We start from the raw sequence: 20,840 nt of genomic DNA, 5'->3' as shown, positions 1-20,840 counted from the left end.
AATCGTGCTGTCATAGAAGCAAATCAAAGTTATTGTTATATATAGTGTTTATAATTGATTTTTAGAGCTTTTTAAAGATATATGTGGCACAACAAATAATCCGTCATTCTCCAACCACTCAGCAAAAAGGACATCTTCCATTTTATTAATGCCCTTTGCTAATAATTCGTGTTTTAACCAGGCAATATCTTTATTTATTTCATTTAAATTTTCAATGATTAACTCCCGATCTTTGATAAGTGTTATAGGTAGGTATACAGTTTGATAAGGCATATTAAAGTCTTTTAAGGTTGTCTTTTGATAGGTTGATTTTTTTAATACGCTAATAGAGCCATTCGATTCGATAAATGCAAATGCAACTTCACGAATGGAAAAAATTTCGCTTTGACGCAATAAACTTTGCAATTGATTCATGTTAATACGACTTTTTTTCATCTCTTCAAAGTCAACCTTTCCGTTTCGAATCACCATGGATGGCTTCCCCTCGAACAATTGTCTTAAGAATAAAGATTTTTGACCGATATATTCGACTGTAAATAATAAAATTCCCCATATAAGTATCGTGTAGATGATATAAATGATAGAGATACTATTTTCATAGACGGCATTTCCTAACAACTCGCTTAAAACAATTGCTGAAATAAAATGAAATGGCGTAAATTTATCTATTAGTTTCTTCCCGATAATTCTGATTAGTAAAAACAACAAAAAAAATCCTATAATTAGCTTCATAGACATTTGTATGAGCTCCATCGCTTACTCCCCCGATAAACTAGAATAATCGTATACTATTATTCTTACCAATATCTACTTTAAAAATACATTTTAGGTATTGCTTGAAGAATTTTAAGGAAATTCATTTTATAGGTTGTAATTTAGTGAAAAATTTGGTAGGATTATAACAAATTAAAGGTCATATGCAACTGGCGAAACGCGGATAACCGCGAGGGAGCATATGATATCGAATTGTCGTTCGCCTGGGCAGAGGTAAGGGGAGAATTTCCCCTTGCCTCTTTGTGCTATTAGGAGGCGAGGATATTCTTATATAATTGAATAGTTTAAAAAGCTATGATTGTTGTGGGTCAGACTATAACAGGAGCAGCTTCTGGAGAGGATGCAAGAATAATTGCAACGCCGAAGGGTTCAAGATCTCAGGCAAAAGGACAGAAGAATAACACTTACTTTTATGTTATTTGATGTTTAATGAGATTGGGAGACCAGTCTCTTTTTTATATCTCTTGATGAAAGAATAATAAGGATGAGGTGTTAACATGAAACGAGTATATAATTTTTCAGCAGGTCCTTCTATGCTCCCGCTGCAAGTATTGGAGAAAGCTCAAGAAGAAGTAGTCAATTATAGAAATTCAGGTATGTCTGTGATGGAATTAAGTCATCGTTCCGGACTATTTACGGATATTATTACAGAAGCTGAAAAACTGCTGAGAGAATTAATGGCTATTCCTGAAGGGTACAAAGTGCTTTTTATTCAAGGAGGAGCTTCACAGCAATTTGCAACAGTCCCAATGAACCTGCTCGGTAAAAATGGAAAAGCAGACTACGTTAATACGGGATCATGGTCAAAGAAAGCAATCAAAGAAGCTAAGAAATTTGGAACTATTCGTGTCATCGCCTCATCAGAGGATGATAACTTTACATATATACCTGCTGTTGACCGGAGTATGATTGATCCAGAAGCAGATTATGTGCATATTACAACAAATAATACAATAGAAGGAACTGCTTATTTAGAGATTCCAGATACAGGGGACGTTCCACTTGTAGCGGATATGTCATCCAATATCTTATCAGAAGAAATCGATGTATCGAAATTTGGTTTAATTTATGCAGGAGCACAGAAGAACATCGGCCCTGCTGGATTGACTGTTGTTATTATTCGGGAAGATTTAATTGGTCGCGCACCGGAAAATTGCCCGGCTATGCTTGATTATAAAACACATAGTGAGAGTGGTTCATTGTATAATACACCACCCACATACGGGATATATATGGCCAAGCTTGTTTTTGAATGGCTAAAAAGTCTTGGCGGTATAAAGGAAATGGAAAAAATAAACCGAAAGAAAGCACAAATTCTATATCATGCCCTTGAGGAATCTTCTATATTTAAATCACCGGTACGTAAGGATAGTCGTTCGCTAATGAACATTCCTTTTGTTTCCGATTCTACTGAATTGGATGCTGCCTTTGTAAAGGAAGCACAATCGAAGGGGCTTGAGACGTTAAAAGGACATCGTTCTGTTGGAGGCATGCGAGCCAGCATATATAATGCAATGCCTATAGAAGGAGTTCAAGCATTGGTTACATTTATGAACGATTTTGAAACTAACTACGAACAGAAAGAGGAGAGAAAATGAGCACACTAACATTAGATAAAGTGAAAACAATAAAGACATTAAATAATATTGCAGACACCGGGCTAAATGTTTTCAATAACGGTGATTATGCAATCGATAATGAATCTGAAAATCCGGACGCGATTGTTGTTCGTAGTTTTAATATGCATTCGATGGAATTCGACCCTAATTTGAAGGCAATTGCACGCGCTGGAGCAGGTGTTAATAATATTCCAGTCGACAAGTGTACGGAAGACGGGATTGTTGTTTTCAACACGCCAGGAGCCAATGCAAATGCTGTAAAGGAAATCGTACTAACTACATTAATGGCTTCATCACGTAATTTATTTGCTGGAATTGAATGGGCAAAAACGCTACAAGGTAAAGGTGATGAAGTTCCAAGTCTTGTTGAAGCAGGGAAAAAACAGTTTGTCGGTAATGAAATTAAAGGAAAGAAATTAGGGGTTATTGGTCTGGGTGCGATTGGTGCACTTGTAGCAAACGATGCATTGGACTTGGATATGGATGTTATTGGTTTTGACCCGTTCATTTCTATCAATACAGCTTGGGAGCTGTCTCGTAACGTAGAGAGAGCGATGACGATGGAACAATTATTTGCAGAAGCAGATTATATTACAGTACACGTTCCTTTGACGGAAGATACAAGTGAAATGTTTAATGAAAAAGCATTTAATCTAATGAAACCTGGAGTACATATTTTAAACTTCTCCAGAGGTGGGCTTGCGAATGAAAACGATATGGCCGAAGCGCTTGAAAGTGGAAAAGTAGGTAAATATATTACGGATTTCCCTAATGAAAACATATTAAATATGAAAAATGCCGTACCAGTTCCACATCTTGGTGCTTCTACAAGAGAATCAGAAGAGAACTGTGCAATTATGGCTACCCGACAGGTAAAGGAATATCTTGAAACTGGAAATATTAAGAACGCAGTAAATTTTCCTAACGCATCAATTCCTTATACAGGAAAAAGTCGTGTAACAGCCTTCCATCGTAATGTTCCAAACATGGTTGGTCAAATCAGTTCAGCATTCTCTAACAATAATTTGAACATTGCTGATATGATTAATAGAAGCCGTGGAGATTATGCTTACACAATGATTGATATTGACAATGAAGTAAATGGTGATGTTATTCCTGGCTTAGAGGAAGAAATTAAACAGATCGAAGGCATGATTACCATACGTGTGATATAAATCTTATAAAAGAGAATAAAATGTCTGTGCCAGTCTCCCGCTATTTACTAATAGTGAGGGACTGGTATTTTTCTTGTTTGTTGCTTTATAATCCTCGCAGTTGAGATAAACTACGAAGTAACTTTTATCCAATTTAGATCTGTAGCAATAAGAAATGAAAAAAAGTTACTCAGGCAACCCGCAGCCCGTATACACTCCGCTTTCCGTGGGCGGCTGGTGAGCCCTCCTCGTGCTTTGCACTACGGGGGTCTCACCGATGCCTTTCCTCCCACAGGAGTTTCCGTGTATTTCCCAGAGCTGGTTTTAAGTTTACAAACTGCTAACTACATTAGTTATTTATAAAAACAATAACACCCAGCTTCACCAGTCCGGGTGAGCGGCGGGCGGTGACTCCTGCGGGAAAAGCACGTGTCCGAAGACCAGAAGAGCGGTTTTCTCTTCGGGGCTGAGGCCGTGCCCGCGGAAAGCATCCGCCCAGAGCGATCCCGGACGGAGGGGAAAGCAGTTACTTATAGAAACCAATTCAACCAGCAGTTACTTCGGAGTTTATATATTTTTTGGCAAAGACAACAATCTTCTAGAAAAGAGCAGTAATCAATTATGAATAAAAAAAGGTTTTATAACTGCTCCTATCGGAAATAGGTATCATATAACCAACTAGAAAGGATTGATAGTATGAATAAAGGTATTAAATGGGTAGCGCCGATGTTATTTGCATCAGTAGTTCTAGCGGCTTGCGGTGGTGATGGTGGTGACGTTGATGTAGAAGATCCAGTAGAAACGCCAGTAGAAGAACCGAGTGATGGAACGGACGACGGTACAGAAACAGAAGTAGAAACAGAAACGGATACGGAAACAGATACAAATGGTGAAACAGATACAAATACAGAAACAGATATGGATGAAGAAACAGAAACAGACCCAGAATCAGATACCGAAACGGATACTGACGATGAAGAAGACGATGAAATGTAATTGGTCCATACAAACAGGTCTCCTGATTGAGGCCTGTTTTTTATTCTATTATTAGTAAGTGATTTTTTTAATTTAGATCCTTTTACATATGTTTAATATGTTTTTGGATATATTAAGAACGGGTGATCAATGATGAAAGCAACGGAATTGGAAAGTAAACGATTCGATAAGGCACTGGATGAAATTTTGGATCTGTTTAATAATCTTGAAAGTGATACGCAAATTATTGACTTTAGTGAGGAAGTTTTTACGAACATAGAACGCGCCAAGAAAAAATATGGTACAAAAATGGTTGATGAAAAAATTAATACGGTTGTAGGTGAAATGCTTTCCTGGCTTGAACTTGAAGATGTTGACATGGATGAAGAAGAGGAAAGACAATAGGAATTAGTAAATTTTTACTGTATACATAACTCTCTTTTATGATAAAATAGGAACATGTGTTCAGAACAATTGTTCTTAGATGGAGGGTTCAGCATGAAAGGGTTACTTATACGTTCGATGGAGAATAAAGAGAAGATAGTTATTTTCTATATAGATCAGGAAAATATGGTGACACAGCGATTTATACGAATAATATGTATTCACGATAATTCGGTTCTGGCCTATTGTTATTACCGAAAAAAAGTGCGATCGTTTCGATTAGACAATATCCTTTCATGTGGTCCGGTGAAAATAAGGGTAGGGGCTTAAAATGAACGATCGCGGAAGTATAAAGTGGACTGCTATGATGCTGCCTGAGCATATTCAACTTCTAAAGGATATGTGGGAACAGAAGGAATATAAAGAAAAGCCTATTCTGGATGAGCAGCAGCTGGAAGAAATAAATATGAAGTTGCATTTGGCAATTCACAATAATTTAACAGCAGAGATTACATATTATGCTGAACACGACTTTAAAATTATGAACGGGAAGCTATTTAAGATCGATACAATGCAAGGTTTTATAAAAATTGATAATGATGAACGGACCAAAATTAACTTGCATGATATCTTGGATATTAAAATTAACTAAACGAAATACGTATAAGAATATACTTTAATTAGCTATACAATATACAAAGCTTAGACAATTCGACCTAATAACTCGAATTGTCTTTTTTGTTAGTTTCCCTGTTATATCAATCTATTTTTTATTGTGCGTTCAAAGGAGATGAAAGAGCACATTTATAGAAAGTAGATGCTTCTGTCTATTCATTGTTTTTTTACTAACATATGGTGTAGTAAAGGCAAGAAGGGAGGGAAATTAAATGTCAGTATATCAAAGCAGAAGAAACCGTCGAGATGATGATAGATTCGATGTAGATGAAGTTCTTATTCGCACAGACAGAGTAAACGTTATAGATGTGGATGACAGACGTAGACGTGATGATGATAGAAGACGGAAAAATCGATTTGATGATGATCGAAGAAGATGTGATGATCATCGTAACAGAAGATTAGTAATCAATGCAGATGAAGTGACTATTCTTGCAGACGATGTATTTATAAGAGACGACCATGACCGTGACCGTGACCGCCGTCATGATTGTTGCTGTGGTTGGTAACCTACTAATCAGCTTTTCGTGTGCCTCAAGAATTTAGTAAAGAAGGGAGGAGAATTGTGTCATCTCTACTAGAAATTCTTATTAAAAATAAACTGGAAAATAAAATAAAATTAGAAGATAGTCTAAACACAACATTATCTATCTTAAAAGATATTCAACTTCAACTTCAACTTCAACAACAAAACCAAGACCAGAAGCAAGACCAAGACCAGGAACAGGCGCAGAAGCAAACTCAAAAAACAAAACAGGATTCAGAACAATCTCAAAGTGATTTAGATATCATTACGGATGTAGGTAAAGCAAAAATTGAAGATGCTAATAAAATTAAAAATAGCGGTAATTCGACTGTCTATGTAATCAATCATGCAAGTGATAGTAAAACCGATAAAGAGAAAAAAGGAAAGAAAGAGAAAAAATGTGTTAGTACTCAACTTGTAACCAATGGTAGTTTTGAAACAGGAGATTTAGCAGGATATATGGTTAATGGTACTGCACTGGTAATACCGTTTAACACTAATATTCCATTTGATATCAACCCGCATGAAGGGGAGAATTTAGCTTATCTCTTTCCAGGTTCAAGCATCACGCAAAATATAACTTCAGGCTTTTGTGATGATAAAGTATACCGTCTTAATGTAACTTTATCATCTCTTAATCCATTTTCATCTTTCCCAACAAATTCAAGAACAGAAGTAAGCGTTCAATTTCTTGATTCTAATGAAAATCCTATTGGCACAGCACAAAGTTTTACAGCAGAAAGGTTCACGCAGCCAGTCAACGGAGAAGGAAGCTGGAATTACCACCAATTATTAACTGACAAAGCACCAGATGAAACAAAAGGAGCACAAATTATGATAGCAACAGATGATGATGGTGCTTTCGGTATTTTTGTAGACAGTCTTTCACTTGTATTGGAAAATTAATAGCAGACAAAATTGGGCTTCCAGATGGAGGCCTTTTTTTGGGTGTGAAATTTGGAGAATCATGACAAAGAATATTCCTCTAGTGTTATCTGTCTAGAGTGCAGAACACAAAACAAAGGAGCATGGATAATTACTTTCCAGGCTCCATTCACCTTTAATTGAGTTCTTTTATATCGAAAGAAATTATTCGGTCGGTATTAGGATTGTAGATCACATTTCCTTGTACTTTAATTGTTTCTTGGTGAGATTGCAGGATAAAATCATACGATTCTTTTGTTTGCGTAGAGGAAAGTACTGATTTTCCTGATGATCTGTAGTCCGTGATATCATATTCCGGATATGCCGTTTGTGTCACTGCTAATAAATATTTTCCCCACTTTTCCAGCTCTAACTCCGGTGAGGGAATGATTTCAATATTAATAACACCAACATTCGGGCTTACGCCAAGTGCTTGAAAAGCTCTTCGATGCAAGTTGATTTTGTTAGGTGGGTAGCCTTCCACTTGATCAACTACTTTGACAATAATTTCTCTTCCGACAGGTGCAGAGACATTTCTGATTTTCAGCGTATCTCCGCACTGGTAAGGTGAAGTATCACCAACAGCGGTTGTCATAAATTCATCCTCGGACCAAGGAATTTCACATTTTGTTACTTGTCCACCATCTGTCCAAGTAGCCTGACCTCTAATGGATTGTTGACGATCATACGGGTAGGGTGGATAACCATTATTATAGTTGTAATCAGGATGTACAGAAGGGGGTGCTGGATAATAATGTTGTGGGTGATACCGGTAATTCGGATACATATCTCTTCCTCCTTAAAAACTAAAAATATTCCTGATACTATATGATGTTTAAAGGTTGGCTTGTGACAGAAACCTGGAATTAGAGTTAACATGACAGATCTACATAAAAAAATAAAACTATTATTTTCTGGTAAAATGTCTAGCAATCACCTGGCATGTATGTTTTTTAGCAAGCCTTTATACAATTTTTTATTATAGAAATTAATGTTAGATTCCCTAACAATATCTTAATTCTGAAAAAACTGGAAAATCGCTTTACATCAAGGGTTAAGTAATGTTCTACTTTACTAAATTTTTTAAATTTTGGATTATACCTTACTATTTGGTAGCATTTTATAGGCAATGGCATCTATTTCCACTTAAGCACGAGTAGTCATGATTAAACACGCTATATCAAGTTTAATTCATTTTGACGAAATGAAGTATTCCTTATAGGCTATTAAAGGTAATTGATTATACGAAAAAAACAAATCAGGAGGTGAAATCATCAATATTTCGGAAGTAGCAGAAAAGTTGAATATAAGTAAAACGGAATATCTTTTCCGCAAGCCAACTAAAGATGACGGAGCTGCAGTTTACAAACTTGTTAAACATATAGGCAATCTGGATCTTAATTCGTCTTATAGCTATTTGATGTGGTGTGAAATTTTTGCAGATACATCGATTGTCGTTATTAGTAAGGAGACGCAAAAGGTTGTCGGTTTCATATCTGGATTTATTCATCCAGAAAAAACAGATACATTATTTATTTGGCAGGTAGCTGTTCATGAGTCTGAGAGAGGCAATGGATTGGCAACGAGAATGTTGCTTCAGTTACTGGAACGTACTACATGTGAAGAAGTTCACTATGTGGAAGCGACTGTGTCACCGTCAAATGAACCCTCAAAACGTCTATTCTTTGGACTTGCAAGGAAATTTAATACAAATTGGAAAGTTAGCGATTATTTTACAGCGGAGGATTTTCCTGAAACAGGTCATGAAAATGAGTTGTTATTTAAAATTGGACCGCTTCGAAAATAAATTAAATTAAAGGATGAGTCGATGACAACTGCAGTAATTAACAATGACAAAATGAAAACGTTTGAAGAAGTGGAATCTGCAGTAAGAAGTTATAGCCGTAGTTGGCCTACTGTTTTTGAAAGGGCTAAAGGATATAAACTATGGGATGTAGATGGTAAGGAATATATTGATTTCTTTGCTGGAGCAGGTGCATTAAATTATGGTCATAACAATACTGCGATGCAAGAAAAAATGATTGAATATATTAAAGAAGATGGGATTTTGCACAGCCTCGACATGGGAACAACACCAAGAAAAGCTTTTCTTGAGAAGTTCCGAGATACTATTCTAACACCTCGAAACCTCGATTATAAAATTATGTTTCCCGGACCAACAGGAACGAATACTGTTGAAAGTGCATTGAAAATTGCCAGAAAGGTAACAGGTCGAGATACCGTAATTAACTTTACAAATGCGTTCCATGGTATGACAATCGGGTCGTTATCTGTGACAGGTAATTCATTTAAACGTCATGGAGCAGGAATTCCGCTTCATCATACATCAACAATGCCTTTTGATGAATATGTAGAAGACCAGGATTCCATCGCATATATTGAAAAATTCCTTGAAGATAATGGAAGCGGTGTTGCACTACCAGCGGCAATTATCCTAGAAACGGTACAAGGTGAAGGTGGCATTAATGCTGCTCGTATGGATTGGTTGAAGAAAATTGAAAGTATTTGCAGACGCTGGGATATTTTATTGATTATTGATGATGTGCAAGCAGGTTGTGGAAGAACAGGTACCTTCTTTAGCTTTGAACCTGCTGGCATAAAGCCGGATGTTGTTTGTCTCTCAAAATCTATTGGTGGTGCAGGTTTACCAATGGCAATTACGCTTATTAAACCTGAGTATGATCAATGGGGACCTGGTGAACATAATGGCACGTTCCGTGGAAATAATTTAGCATTTCTTGCTGCCACAGAAGCGTTAAGCTTTTGGGAAACGGATGAATTTGAAAAGGAAATCAATAAGAATGCGAGTCTATTAAGAAATACGATCGACATGATTATAAAGAAATATCCGGAATTAAAAGGAGAAGCCCGTGGGCGAGGCCTTATGCAGGGGATTGGCGTACATGTTGAGGACCTAGCAAATGAGATATGTGCAGAAGCATTTAAACGTGGACTAATTGTAGAAACGTCAGGAGCAAAAGATGAAGTAGTTAAATTCCTGCCACCACTTATTATCGATGAAGAAGGATTAAACAAAGGGCTTGGAATTTTAGTTGATAGTATTGAACACGTTCTATCAAAATAACAATAATAGAAAAACTTACTTGAAAAGGGGAAACGAAAATGATCGTAAAATCACTTGATGAAATTATTGGAACAGAAGACCACACAAAAGGAAACACATGGGAGAGCAGAAGATTTATCTTAAATAAAGATAAAGTTGGTTTTAGCTTAAATGATACAATTATTAAAGCGGGAACAGAAAGTTATTTCTGGTACAAAAACCATATTGAAGCTGTATATTGTATTGAAGGTGAAGGTGAAATTGAAAGCGTAGAAACTGGTGAAGTTTGGTCGCTTAAACCAGGATCCATGTATCTATTAGACAACCATGATAAACATAAACTACGTGCGGAATCTCAAATGCGCATGGTATGTGTATTTAATCCACCACTAGTAGGGACAGAAACACATAACGAAGAAGGATATTATCCTTTATTAACAGAATAGAAGATATAAAGAATCCCAGGGGAAATTTCACCTGGGATTCTTTTATGGAGCGTATGCTTTCTAAGATTATTTAAACAGATAAGGAACCAATGATATCCTCTTTATCTTTGTAAAGCTTTTCTTTTTCCAGTATAGTCAATGGTTCTTTCATATACAAATCCCCTTCATGCCAGTCGGCGGACTCAATCTTATTCGTGCTGTAAGCATAGTATTTTGGATTTAAAGTACTATCTCTGCTTTCAACGACAATATATAGGATTTCCCAATGTTTATCATCATAGATAAAATCAGCAACTTGCCCAAGCTTTCCATCATTTGCATGAACTCTGAATCCGACTACCTCATCTTCACTTCTTAAGTCTTGTTCTGTTTCATCTGGATCTGGAATTGGTGTGGTTGTATAAGATTCTGGTGGTTGAATTAGATTTATGGTTGCGATTTGTCCACCACCAAACATAACTGGATCTGATAGATTTGGGCCCCAACCGTAGTACTCATCCAATCGTTGCTTGGTCTCCCTTGACAGTTGCGAATTCTCAGAAACGTCGGGACTATTACGGACAGTTTGCTTATCATATTTTACTTCTAGAGTTTGCTCTTTTTTGTTAGTCCTATCGAAAGAAGAAGGGGATAAAAGCACCCTTTTACCTGGAAGCCATTTTCTAGTGTCTAAACTTACATAACGTATAGACCAATTTTGTTCGTCAACGTATAGGTCTTTAATCTTTCCTAGTTCGCCATCGGTGGCAGCAATATTGAAGTCTTTTAATTGAGACGTGTAGAATAACATCATATCTCTCCTTTGGCTGTTTATATATCTATACCCTGTTTCGATAATGGATTAAACAAGAAATACTTGATAGCCTATACAACAATCCTCTGTTGAATAGAACCAGGACTTCACGCTTATAAATGTAATTTTTCTGAGTATTCTTTCTTATTTTTAAAAATTTTGCAGGAATTATCTATATAAAAACCGAAGATGTATACATACACTTTTATGAAATGGAGGGATTTTTTGAAGAAAAAATTATTCTCATTAACTGTTGTAGGAACACTGGTCTTAGGAGGGATTTCTGTTGGCTCTCCTACCGTAAGTGCTGTTGGAAACGGCCCTGAGTATGGGGGAAATGAAACCGTTAATACATCCATTCTTACCACCTATGATGAAATGGTGGACTTCCTTGAAAAACAGGAGGTAAAACAGGAGCAGATGGAACTTGAAGTCATTGGACAAACAGTAAAAGGAAGGGATATACATCTGGTGAAATATATAACAAATCCAGATAATCCAACCATTCTCTATTTGACACAGCAACATGGTAATGAACAGTTAACGACTGAAGGAACTCTGGAATTTATTAAACATCTTGGTACCGGCAAAACAAAAGGGATATTGGATGGTGTAAATATTCTAATTGTACCAATGCTTAATGCAGACGGAGCTATGGGAGATGTTAATTTTTCCTTGGATGATTATGTTGCAAGTGGAGACCGTAATTTGACTCGCTATAATGCGGATGAAGTCGATTTAAATCGTGATCATGTTGATCGAATACAGCCGGAAACACAGGCCCTGCATAATAATGTTTTAAGTCTGTATGATATTGATTATATGATCGACTTACATCATCAGGGAGCACAGAGCGAGCGTGACGGGGAGCTTGTATCCGGATCTATTCTTTATCCAACTACAGAAAATGCTGATCCAGAGGTTGTAGAAAAATCCAAACAATTAGGTGCAGTTGTATTTAACGAGATTGACCCAACAGGCTGGGGGCATTTAGGTAAATATAATGGTGGTTCTGCAGAAACAATCAGTAGAAACGGCATTGCAGTAGAGTACGGGATTTCCACACTACTGTTTGAGATGCGTGGTATGTCTGATCACTATTATGAGTCCTATGTGTTAGGACAGAAAAGTAATGGATACTTAATCAAACAAACTGTGAACACATTGACTGCATCAGCTGAGGCAATTTCTGATGGATCTATCGAAGAGCAAGATATTTCTTTTTGGGATACACTTGCTTATCAAAATACACGAGCTTCAGAATAAATCATAAAACACCGCTCGGACATAGTCGAAGCGGTGTTTTTATAACTCTTAAACTCTTACAGCTAGCCAACCTTAATAGTAAAGTATATTATTTCCGAGAAAATAATTACGAATGCCCCTTAGGGAAGCAAGAGAACCGTCCCCATGCTTCCTTCTATTTGTCTGTTAGTTTCAAGATCCAATCTTTTATATCGATAGCTCTTTCGTATTTTGGTGTGGAGTCTGTGCTGGTTATAATCATTGGAGTAAGTGAATCATCTTTATGAAGAGACCCGTGTCCGCCTCCGCCAAGGTGGGTGGGAGAATGTTCTCCAATGAATTCGTAACCGGGTTTTGCATCAACAATAATATAACGACCTTGATGTGAATGTAGTGCACCATAAAGTCGTGCCAGTGCATCTGGATAGTCCCAGTAAGTAATCTTGTTTTCTTCATCCACAAAAAGGTCTAAGATGGAGATATCCCCATCCAAGTTCCAATCCTGTTCATATTGATCGGTATATTTTCCATTCGGTTTAAACGTAAGTACGTCACCGGATTCTTCGGATACTACGTGATTTCCATTATCGTCTTTCCATGCTATAAAGCCAATTCTCGGGTCTTTAACAAGATGGGAAATCATTTCTTTGTAAGTAACGTTCTCATCAAGTAAATTGATATAGGCCATACGGGAATTGACAGCCAAAACAATCTGGTCTTCCTTTCGAATCGGTTCTCCAAGTTTTGAAAGTCTGTATGTTTCAGAAAGTACTTTTAAATCAATGAGAGCTGTCTCTTTATCTTCGCCAATCACCGCTTGACCACTGTCACCATACACAATCACTGACATCGCTTCCGTTGCTTTCTCCCACGATGGAAATTCATTTAAAATAGATTGCAACACCTGATCAACATCTTCAATCCCGTCAATTGTCATGGGGCCATTTTTATGAACTTGCTTATCCAGCCTTGGGAAATAAGCTAGCGTAAAAGTAGGAAGCTTATCGTCTTGGATAAGCTTTTTAAGTTCATTACTAGTAAATTGATCGTTCATTCCAAGTCTTTGCCAAATATTATTATGGTTATTATTTTTCGAGCTGAACTGTGACAAACTTCCTAAAGATAATAGGGTTGGTCCATTTATTTGAGCTGTATCAGGTAATAGGTTAAACATAGAAATGAGTTTTGGTATATGGAGATCATGTTGATCATTTCCACGATAGAGCATCCCATTAATCGAGGCAGAATCATCTTTCCGGTTAGCAAGGTCCTCAAAAATGGTACTTGTTTGTTTGCTTAAATGCTTCTGATTTAATTGATAAATATTATCATGAAGAACTTGTTTTATCCCGAGTTGATAAATTTCCATGGCACTACTTCCATAGTTAACCAATCGATTTTCTTTATTGTTGAACCAGGCAAGTGCTGGAATTCGGTGCTGATCAGCATAGGTTCCTGTTAAAAGGGTGCTGTCAATGGTAACGGACATGGTCGGATAAGAACTTACAATTTGAGAAAAATACTGTCCATTGTCAGCTAAAAAAGCTAAAGCAGGAGCTCGACCTTCTTCAATAGCTTGTTGTAATGGTTCATGCATAAGAGAATCAATAAGTAAAAAAACGACTGGCTTGGAAGTGGAAGTAATCTCTATATCAGTTACATCTTTTGTCGGTGTAGAAAATCCATACCAAATGATTATGGTTAAAATTAGAGCAAGACCGATCAGAACGAATAGTAATTTTTTTATCATATTTATCATCCTTTTAGATGTACGTTCAATTTTTTATTGCAGTACAGTACTAGTTTGGTTCAAAATAGCTTTTTTATTTATTAGTCTATTTTCGAAGTATTTGCTTTATAATCCTAAGGTGTGTATCCGCCCAGAGCGATCCCGGACTAGTGATGATATGCATATCAAGCATAACGAGGCGAAAAAATAGGTGAAATGCTGAAGTTCACAGAGGAATGGCTGAAGTTCAAGACAAAAATGGCTGAAGTTCACAAATAAAAAGCTAAGTTCACAATTCAGGGGTGGAATCAAGAGCGAGCTGCGATCAGTGAGGGTAGGTGCAGTCTCCTCTAGTCAAAATAAAAAGACGAGCGAATACATATGTATCTCGCTCATCTTGATCGTACAATTTATAAACCTTAATAAACCTTATCACCATTAAAAATGGAATTCTTAACGACAACATAATCTACATTGCGGATTGCCTCCAGTTTATCTCCACCAGCATAGGAAATAGAGGATTGAAGGTCTTGCTCCATTTCAGTCAATGTATCTTTTAGTGCACCTTTATGCTCTACGTACATTTTCTTGCCTTCTACGTTTTTCTTCTCGCCTTTTTGGAACTCGGATGCTGAACCAAAGTATTCTTTAAGGAGCTTACCGTCTTTTTCAAAGGTTTCCCCAGGTGATTCTTCATGACCCGCGAAAAGGGAACCAATCATCACCATGGAAGCACCGAAACGAACGGACTTAGCTATATCTCCATGGGTACGAATCCCACCGTCAGCAATGATTGGCTTGCTTGCTGCTTTTGCACACCAACGAAGCGCGGCCAATTGCCAGCCACCAGTACCGAATCCGGTTTTAATTTTTGTTATACATACTTTCCCGGGTCCAATGCCGACCTTCGTTGCATCTGCACCGGCATGTTCCAATTCTCTTACTGCTTCAGGAGTTCCGACATTTCCTGCAATTACAAAGCTCTCTGGGAGTTGTTTTTTTATATGCTTTATCATTTCAATCACCGCATTGGAATGACCATGCGCGATATCAATGGTAATGTATTCAGGTGTGAGATTTTCTTGAGCTAATTGATTTACAAAATCATACTCTTCTTCTTTAACACCAACACTAATAGAAGCAAATAATCCACGTGACTGCATCTCTTGAACGAAAGATAAACGTTTCTCTGGATTAAATCGGTGCATGATATAGAAATAATCATTTTCTGCTAAATAGGTTGCAATTTTTTCATCTATAATTGTCTGCATGTTTGCAGGTACTACAGGCAATTTGAATGTTCGCCCCCCAAAGGTAACCGTAGTATCACATTCTGAACGGCTGTTTACTACGCATTTTGCTGGAATTAATTGAATATCTTCATAATCAAATACATTTTCCATGTTATACACTCCTAAAAACGAATATTAAATAAAATTTGCGGTAAATCGTTCGCCTTTAGTAATTTAACTTATTTTTAAGTGGAAGTCAATGTTTTTGCAGATTTAGACGTAATCATAAATCTTGCAACCTCTTAGATAATAATCGCCTATTATCTATCGTAACGTCCCGAATAAAGAACAGAAGTTCATTTTTCTAAAAATTTAGTTGTAGTAAACCCATTTTCGTCATTATATAGGTATACTATAACTAAATAATAATAATTAAAATGGAATTTATGGGGGATTTCTTGTGAAATATTTTAAGTATGTATTACTATTTATATCCATACTTGTGTTAGGGGGTTGTCAAATGAGCAATGAGGAAACAAATCAGAAACCGTCTGAGATGAATCCGGAAGATCTACCGGAGGTGAGGGCGTTTCAAGATGAATTTACACGTAGTTTTCTTCAATCAATAGAAGAAACAGAGGCGGGGTATTATCCGTTTTTGTCAGGGACTGGTGCTTATCAAATGGATTTTCCGGCGGGTGGAATTGTCGGGGAAAGAGGATATGCTCTAAAAGAAAGTGAATATGAAGGTTACTTGATTGGTGTAGATAATAACAATGGAACTGAATCATCTATTAATTTTATCTACGATGATTATAAAAAATCGAGCAATAAAGAAAACTATTTGGATAATTTAGAAAAGAGATTAGGGCTAAATGTGAAATTTGAAAAGATAATTAATGATAATCAATCTTTATATGTCACTTACTTTGAGAGAAGTGAAGATACATTTACTTTTGCAGGGTATGTCCAGAATGAGTTAAGTCCTGGAGGAATCCAAGTTATACATGAAACTGGATGTTTAAATTCTATTGAAAATTGTATTGACGTTAAAGAATCAAGTAAAAAAGAAATAATTAATTGGATGCAATCTATTCAGTACGTCGAAAAAGAAGATGAAAGTGAATGTTATGTCATGAGCGGAAGAATTTTAAACACTAATGAGATGCGATTAAGATTAATAGATTTGGAGTATGAAAATCTATCAGAAGAACAGCTTATTGAGCAAATTAAGATTATATACATAGAAGAATATGGGGAGGAACTAACTGCTAATATAGATGTATTTCACTCTTCGGAATCTACTCTTGTTGCTAATAATAATTCTGGATATGATGGAACAGCATTATATTTTTATTCAGAAGAAAATTATATTAATGAAGTATATGTTATATCACAAGGAACTCAAGATATGGTAGATTGGGAGTATAACTTAGAAGCAATGTTTGCAGGACTTAATTATTCTCAGGCTGAAAAAACAAGAGATTTTGTTACTGATTTTAAGAAAGAGTTTAATATTGATGAAATATCAGTCCCAGTTATAGGTCTGTCACACTCTTTAGCACATAATAATAATACAACTGCACATTTAGCCTTCGATATATTTGACAAAGTATACAGTATAAATGGTGCTCAAACAAATTATTATCAGCTCTATTATACAGATGATGATTTTGCATTTAAAGTAAGATCAAATTTTTCTATTTCTCGTATTGACCCTTACGCCATCTACAACATAGATCCCCAACAACTAAGAACCTTCGCAGAAAATTACTACGCCGACAAAGCAGAGAACATTCATCAACTAATTTCAGAGGACGACCCACTCTATGCAATTAGTGGAGTTCGTGGCTTTTTTACACTTGGAGAAGTGGACTACTACGATACAAATCCTGATTTTCCTGGACTTCGCACATTAATGGAGGATATTCCAGATCCTGTCATCAAGGACTTTCAAGAGTTGGCTGTCCAGTATACGGTATCCTCTCAAAGAGGTGGCATGCAGGCTGCAATACAGGATATCCTTGGTGTGAATCTGAAAGTGTTTGATGAAGTCGATATGCTGAACGTATACCCCCCAACGTGTTCTTCTGAAAAAATCGAAAAACAGTTGTGAACCATTAATTTTCCTCTTCATATTTACCAATGCCAGACTATAGAACCACACAAAACCTGTACCAAAAGAATCATTTTTCTGAAAGTATATGATTGAATATACCTTTTTAGTCATTACATAGATATACTATAACTGAATAATAATTAAAATGGAATTTATGGGGGATTTCTTGTGAAATATTTTAAGTATGTATTATTATTTCTATCCATACTTGTGTTAGGGGGTTGTCAATTGAGCAATGAGGAAACAAATCAGAAACCGTCTGAGATGAATCCGGAAGATCTACCGGATGTGAGGGCGTTTCAAGATGAATTTACACGTGGTTTTCTTCAATCATCGGTAGAAACAGAGCCTGGGTATTATCCGTTTTTGTCAGGGACAGGTGCTTATCAAATGGGTTTTCCTGCAGGGGGGATTATAGGTGAACAAGGATATGCAAGAGAGAATAAGAACTTCGAAAGTTTCTTAATCGGAGATTTAAATAGTAATGGATTGGAAACATCGATTGATATTAAGTATTTCTTGAATAATAAAGAGGGAGACGAAATCTATAATTTAGAGATACTCAACAGCCAATTTAATGATGAACTTGCATTTGAGGAAATAAACTTAGAAAATAGAAAGTTATTTATTGCTCCTTTTGAAGGAAACTATGAAAATTATGGATATGCGAGCTATTTGCAAAATACAGAGAGTTCAGGTGGAGTACAGATTATATATGATACTTTATGCACGTTGGAAACCGATAAATGTATGGAGTTAAAAGATATTCAACAAGATGAGATTGTTAACTGGATGAAGTCGGTTGAGTTTGTCAATGAAAAAAATGAAAGGGAAAATTAGGCAATGGGTGAAAAAGTAGCGATAACTCCAGAATTCCGGTTAAGACTTATTGACTTAGAGTATAAAGACTTACCCGATGAACAAATGATTAAAGAAATATACAAAATTTATATAGAGGAGTATGGCAAAGAATTAAAAATAGATATAGACATCTTTCATTCTTCCCAATCTAGTATTCTCAAAGATGGTATCACTGGTTATAATGGCACTGCTATCCATTTTTTTTCAGATGAGCTGGAAATAAATGAAGTATACATCATTTCTCAAGGGACTCAGGATATAACAGATTGGGAATATAATGTAAAAGCAATGTTTGCGGGTATAGATTATTCCCAAGCTCAAGATACCCAGAAGTTTACTGAAGAAGCAATAGGAAAATTTGATATCAAAGGTAATGAAGATTTCCCGGTTGTTATAGGATTATCCCATTCATTAGCTCATAATAATAATACCACTGCTCATTTAGCTTACAATACTTTTGATAAAATTTACAGCGTGAATGGTGCCCAGACCAATTACTATCAATTATTTAGAGCAGATTTTAACTTTCAAGAGGAGGTAAGACAAAACTTTTCTATTCCAAGGACAGATCCTAATGCCATCTACAACATAGACCCCCAACAACTAAGAACCTTCGCAGAAAATTACTACGCTGACAAAGCAAAGAACATTCATCAACTAATTTCAGAGGACGACCCACTGTATGCAGTTAGTGGAGTACGTGGCTTTTTTACACTTGGGGAAGTGGATTACTACGATACAAATCCTGATTTTCCTGGACTTCGCACATTAATGGATGATATTCCAGATCCTGTCATTAAGGACTTTCAGGAGTTGGCTGTCCAGTATACGGTATCCTCTCAAAGAGGTGGCATGCAGGCTGCAATACAAGATATCCTTGGTGTGGATCTGAAAGTGTTTGATGGAGTCGATTCGATAGGCAGTGCACTGAATGTATATATGACGAAGCCAACTGAAATAAATACGATGGTACGGAACTTAAATGACCAGCTACCAGGATTAATGTCACAAGTAAAATCCGTAACGAGTAATTCAGAAGTGATCTTTAATCGATTTAAGGAAGCTGGATATATTTCGAATGACCAAAAGCAGGAAATTGTGGCCGTAATCCAAGCCATTGAACAAGAATTACAAGGAATCCAGGAAACCGTAGCGAGCATGGTGGTTGTTCGGGATACAGGTAATTTCTTGGGGCAATTGGGAGGCGATGTGGCTGCCTACTTTAAAATTACTAACCACATAGAATCTCTTCAATCAAATCTTGAGATTCTTAATAAAGATGAATATAAAGAAATTCTGCATACAATTGGCGCTAGTCATGGAATCACCGAAATGTTGCAGGTGCTTGATCTGGGAAATAAATCTTATTTGGGTACGGATATGGTGCTTGCGACAAACAGTGGTGGAAAGGAAATTCAGGTAAATCTTTCTGCTTCACTTCGTATGTACAGGGAGGGAAAGCAGATTTTGGAAGAGAAACTGACTGAAATCGAACGGCTACGAATGGCTGTGGAAATGGAACTTTTTGATTGTTATGAGGACGAAAAGCAAAAATTGATTAACAAAATAAATGATATGGAGCAAAATCCGGGTATGTACCGGAATCTGCTGCGGAAACATATCTATTTTCCAAGGCTGAATAAAATAGTCCGAAGAATTAGTGTGCATGAAGTATTTTATCCGCTGCGTAATGCGGATTTTGATGTGGAGATTACTAGTCTTATAGAAAGCGTGGAAGTAGGCCATCTCTATATTGAAAATTACCGTAAGGCAATTGAACAATTGTTTGATGAAGATGAACGCATAGCGGCACGTTTTAATCTGATTGGAGGGATATAAATTGGGAGAGCATCATTCAATAACCATTACGGAACAATTGCTGGAAAGTGAAGATTTTATGTATAAAAGAGGAGTACTTCAGCAATACCATCACTCGTTAGGTTCGCTCGATGCTGCCCTTCATGCCCTCGTTCATAATATTATTGTTGGTGAAAATCAAAAAGGGGAGGTCGTAGAAGCAATGCAGCAGGAAACTCGCAGCTACATGATGCGTAATCAATTGCTCCTGAATCAGTTGGGGAATCGGGTGACTCGATCGGTCGCTGCTTTAGATGACCAGATAGATGATAGAAAGTCGCAACAGCTAACTTTAACATATGAAAACACACCTTCTGGGTAACTATTTACCGAGTTTAATAGAAATGATTATTCGAGACTTATAGTAGTATTATTGAAATTATCTAGTACTTTTATAACAGTAAAATCGATTTAATATGGGAAAATTGATAGGTTTAAAGAC

20 protein-coding genes and 2 riboswitches are annotated in these 20,840 nt (G+C 36.5%); of the genes, 15 read left to right on the top strand and 5 right to left on the bottom strand.

Annotated features, from left to right (window positions below; genetic code table 11):
- Positions 1-48: 48 nt before the first annotated feature.
- Positions 49-753: a DUF421 domain-containing protein gene (locus tag ACFOUV_RS11320; protein WP_379496880.1), complete on the bottom strand. Its 705-nt coding sequence runs from the start codon at positions 751-753 to the stop codon at positions 49-51.
- Positions 754-909: 156 nt separating this feature from the next.
- Positions 910-990: riboswitch (ZMP/ZTP riboswitch) on the top strand.
- 105 nt (positions 991-1,095) lie between these two features.
- Positions 1,096-1,177, top strand: a riboswitch (glycine riboswitch).
- Between the two features lie 94 nt (positions 1,178-1,271).
- Here ACFOUV_RS11320 and serC point away from each other — a divergent pair.
- The 7 genes from serC to ACFOUV_RS11285 all read left to right on the top strand — a co-directional run bounded on the left by serC (position 1,272) and on the right by ACFOUV_RS11285 (position 7,013).
- Positions 1,272-2,372, top strand: coding sequence for a 3-phosphoserine/phosphohydroxythreonine transaminase (gene serC / locus ACFOUV_RS11315; RefSeq protein ID WP_379496879.1), 1,101 nt, complete (start codon positions 1,272-1,274; stop codon positions 2,370-2,372).
- The gene (locus ACFOUV_RS11310) at positions 2,369-3,568 is read left to right on the top strand and encodes a phosphoglycerate dehydrogenase (RefSeq protein WP_379496878.1); all 1,200 of its coding nucleotides are present in this window, start codon (positions 2,369-2,371) and stop codon (positions 3,566-3,568) included. The genes serC and ACFOUV_RS11310 overlap by 4 nt, the downstream gene beginning before the upstream one ends.
- Before the next feature lie 675 nt (positions 3,569-4,243).
- Positions 4,244-4,543, top strand: coding sequence for a hypothetical protein (locus tag ACFOUV_RS11305; protein WP_379496877.1), 300 nt, complete (start codon positions 4,244-4,246; stop codon positions 4,541-4,543).
- 129 nt (positions 4,544-4,672) lie between these two features.
- Positions 4,673-4,927, top strand: coding sequence for a hypothetical protein (locus ACFOUV_RS11300; RefSeq protein WP_379496876.1), 255 nt, complete (start codon positions 4,673-4,675; stop codon positions 4,925-4,927).
- 310 nt (positions 4,928-5,237) lie between these two features.
- Positions 5,238-5,558 (top strand): YolD-like family protein, encoded by a 321-nt coding sequence (locus ACFOUV_RS11295; protein WP_379496875.1) that lies wholly within the window; start codon positions 5,238-5,240, stop codon positions 5,556-5,558.
- Between the two features lie 235 nt (positions 5,559-5,793).
- Positions 5,794-6,090 (top strand): hypothetical protein, encoded by a 297-nt coding sequence (locus ACFOUV_RS11290; RefSeq protein WP_379496874.1) that lies wholly within the window; start codon positions 5,794-5,796, stop codon positions 6,088-6,090.
- Between the two features lie 56 nt (positions 6,091-6,146).
- The gene (locus ACFOUV_RS11285; RefSeq protein WP_379496873.1) at positions 6,147-7,013 is read left to right on the top strand and encodes a hypothetical protein; all 867 of its coding nucleotides are present in this window, start codon (positions 6,147-6,149) and stop codon (positions 7,011-7,013) included.
- A 154-nt stretch (positions 7,014-7,167) separates the two neighbouring features.
- Here ACFOUV_RS11285 and ACFOUV_RS11280 read toward each other — a convergent pair whose 3' ends face one another.
- Positions 7,168-7,818: a DUF3889 domain-containing protein gene (locus tag ACFOUV_RS11280; RefSeq protein WP_379496872.1), complete on the bottom strand. Its 651-nt coding sequence runs from the start codon at positions 7,816-7,818 to the stop codon at positions 7,168-7,170.
- Positions 7,819-8,331: 513 nt separating this feature from the next.
- Here ACFOUV_RS11280 and ectA point away from each other — a divergent pair.
- Genes ectA through ACFOUV_RS11265 form a run of 3 tightly spaced genes read left to right on the top strand, consistent with a single transcriptional unit; the run spans position 8,332 to position 10,562 of the window.
- Positions 8,332-8,838 carry a diaminobutyrate acetyltransferase gene (ectA, locus tag ACFOUV_RS11275; protein ID WP_379496871.1) on the top strand — a complete coding sequence of 169 codons (507 nt, stop codon included), beginning with the start codon at positions 8,332-8,334 and terminating at the stop codon, positions 8,836-8,838.
- 21 nt (positions 8,839-8,859) lie between these two features.
- Positions 8,860-10,137, top strand: coding sequence for a diaminobutyrate--2-oxoglutarate transaminase (gene ectB, locus ACFOUV_RS11270; RefSeq protein WP_379496870.1), 1,278 nt, complete (start codon positions 8,860-8,862; stop codon positions 10,135-10,137).
- Positions 10,138-10,175: 38 nt separating this feature from the next.
- On the top strand, positions 10,176-10,562 hold the full coding sequence (locus ACFOUV_RS11265) for an ectoine synthase (RefSeq protein WP_379496869.1): 387 nt from the start codon (positions 10,176-10,178) through the stop codon (positions 10,560-10,562).
- Positions 10,563-10,632: 70 nt separating this feature from the next.
- Here ACFOUV_RS11265 and ACFOUV_RS11260 read toward each other — a convergent pair whose 3' ends face one another.
- Positions 10,633-11,352: a PRC-barrel domain-containing protein gene (locus tag ACFOUV_RS11260; protein ID WP_379496868.1), complete on the bottom strand. Its 720-nt coding sequence runs from the start codon at positions 11,350-11,352 to the stop codon at positions 10,633-10,635.
- Between the two features lie 228 nt (positions 11,353-11,580).
- On the opposite strand from ACFOUV_RS11260, the gene ACFOUV_RS11255 reads away from it, so the two are divergent.
- Positions 11,581-12,621: a M14 family zinc carboxypeptidase gene (locus tag ACFOUV_RS11255; protein WP_379496867.1), complete on the top strand. Its 1,041-nt coding sequence runs from the start codon at positions 11,581-11,583 to the stop codon at positions 12,619-12,621.
- Between the two features lie 154 nt (positions 12,622-12,775).
- On the opposite strand, the gene ACFOUV_RS11250 is transcribed toward ACFOUV_RS11255, so the two are convergent.
- Complete coding sequence (locus ACFOUV_RS11250; protein WP_379496866.1) at positions 12,776-14,350, bottom strand: alkaline phosphatase family protein; 1,575 nt, start codon at positions 14,348-14,350, stop codon at positions 12,776-12,778.
- A 398-nt stretch (positions 14,351-14,748) separates the two neighbouring features.
- Positions 14,749-15,732, bottom strand: a complete 984-nt coding sequence (guaC, locus tag ACFOUV_RS11245; protein WP_379496865.1) for a GMP reductase — start codon at positions 15,730-15,732, stop codon at positions 14,749-14,751.
- Positions 15,733-16,081: 349 nt separating this feature from the next.
- On the opposite strand from guaC, the gene ACFOUV_RS11240 reads away from it, so the two are divergent.
- From ACFOUV_RS11240 to ACFOUV_RS11225, 4 genes are all read left to right on the top strand, one after another.
- Positions 16,082-17,677 (top strand): DUF6792 domain-containing protein, encoded by a 1,596-nt coding sequence (locus ACFOUV_RS11240; RefSeq protein WP_379496864.1) that lies wholly within the window; start codon positions 16,082-16,084, stop codon positions 17,675-17,677.
- A gap of 231 nt (positions 17,678-17,908) precedes the next feature.
- The gene (locus ACFOUV_RS11235) at positions 17,909-18,520 is read left to right on the top strand and encodes a hypothetical protein (protein ID WP_379496863.1); all 612 of its coding nucleotides are present in this window, start codon (positions 17,909-17,911) and stop codon (positions 18,518-18,520) included.
- A 3-nt stretch (positions 18,521-18,523) separates the two neighbouring features.
- A complete protein-coding gene (locus ACFOUV_RS11230) occupies positions 18,524-20,380 on the top strand; it encodes a DUF6792 domain-containing protein (RefSeq protein ID WP_379496862.1) in 1,857 nt (618 codons plus the stop codon).
- A gap of 1 nt (position 20,381) precedes the next feature.
- On the top strand, positions 20,382-20,720 hold the full coding sequence (locus tag ACFOUV_RS11225; RefSeq protein ID WP_379496861.1) for a hypothetical protein: 339 nt from the start codon (positions 20,382-20,384) through the stop codon (positions 20,718-20,720).
- The last annotated feature ends 120 nt before the right edge of the window (positions 20,721-20,840 follow it).

Origin of the sequence: Oceanobacillus longus (assembly GCF_042650085.1) — a bacterium.
In the GTDB taxonomy this organism is placed as follows: Bacteria; Bacillota; Bacilli; order Bacillales; family Amphibacillaceae; genus Oceanobacillus; species Oceanobacillus longus.
This window is presented reverse-complemented; position numbering and strand designations above follow the sequence as displayed.

What these genes read in the sequence shown, in the direction of transcription:
- ACFOUV_RS11320 (WP_379496880.1), bottom strand. Translation starts at nt 753, where the DNA reads ATGGAGCTCATACAAATGTCTATGAAGCTAATTATAGGATTTTTTTTG.
- serC (WP_379496879.1), top strand. Translation starts at nt 1,272, where the DNA reads ATGAAACGAGTATATAATTTTTCAGCAGGTCCTTCTATGCTCCCGCTG.
- ACFOUV_RS11310 (WP_379496878.1), top strand. Translation starts at nt 2,369, where the DNA reads ATGAGCACACTAACATTAGATAAAGTGAAAACAATAAAGACATTAAAT.
- ACFOUV_RS11305 (WP_379496877.1), top strand. Translation starts at nt 4,244, where the DNA reads ATGAATAAAGGTATTAAATGGGTAGCGCCGATGTTATTTGCATCAGTA.
- ACFOUV_RS11300 (WP_379496876.1), top strand. Translation starts at nt 4,673, where the DNA reads ATGATGAAAGCAACGGAATTGGAAAGTAAACGATTCGATAAGGCACTG.
- ACFOUV_RS11295 (WP_379496875.1), top strand. Translation starts at nt 5,238, where the DNA reads ATGAACGATCGCGGAAGTATAAAGTGGACTGCTATGATGCTGCCTGAG.
- ACFOUV_RS11290 (WP_379496874.1), top strand. Translation starts at nt 5,794, where the DNA reads ATGTCAGTATATCAAAGCAGAAGAAACCGTCGAGATGATGATAGATTC.
- ACFOUV_RS11280 (WP_379496872.1), bottom strand. Translation starts at nt 7,818, where the DNA reads ATGTATCCGAATTACCGGTATCACCCACAACATTATTATCCAGCACCC.
- ectB (WP_379496870.1), top strand. Translation starts at nt 8,860, where the DNA reads ATGACAACTGCAGTAATTAACAATGACAAAATGAAAACGTTTGAAGAA.
- ACFOUV_RS11265 (WP_379496869.1), top strand. Translation starts at nt 10,176, where the DNA reads ATGATCGTAAAATCACTTGATGAAATTATTGGAACAGAAGACCACACA.
- ACFOUV_RS11260 (WP_379496868.1), bottom strand. Translation starts at nt 11,352, where the DNA reads ATGTTATTCTACACGTCTCAATTAAAAGACTTCAATATTGCTGCCACC.
- ACFOUV_RS11250 (WP_379496866.1), bottom strand. Translation starts at nt 14,350, where the DNA reads ATGATAAAAAAATTACTATTCGTTCTGATCGGTCTTGCTCTAATTTTA.
- guaC (WP_379496865.1), bottom strand. Translation starts at nt 15,732, where the DNA reads ATGGAAAATGTATTTGATTATGAAGATATTCAATTAATTCCAGCAAAA.
- ACFOUV_RS11240 (WP_379496864.1), top strand. Translation starts at nt 16,082, where the DNA reads ATGAGCAATGAGGAAACAAATCAGAAACCGTCTGAGATGAATCCGGAA.
- ACFOUV_RS11230 (WP_379496862.1), top strand. Translation starts at nt 18,524, where the DNA reads ATGGGTGAAAAAGTAGCGATAACTCCAGAATTCCGGTTAAGACTTATT.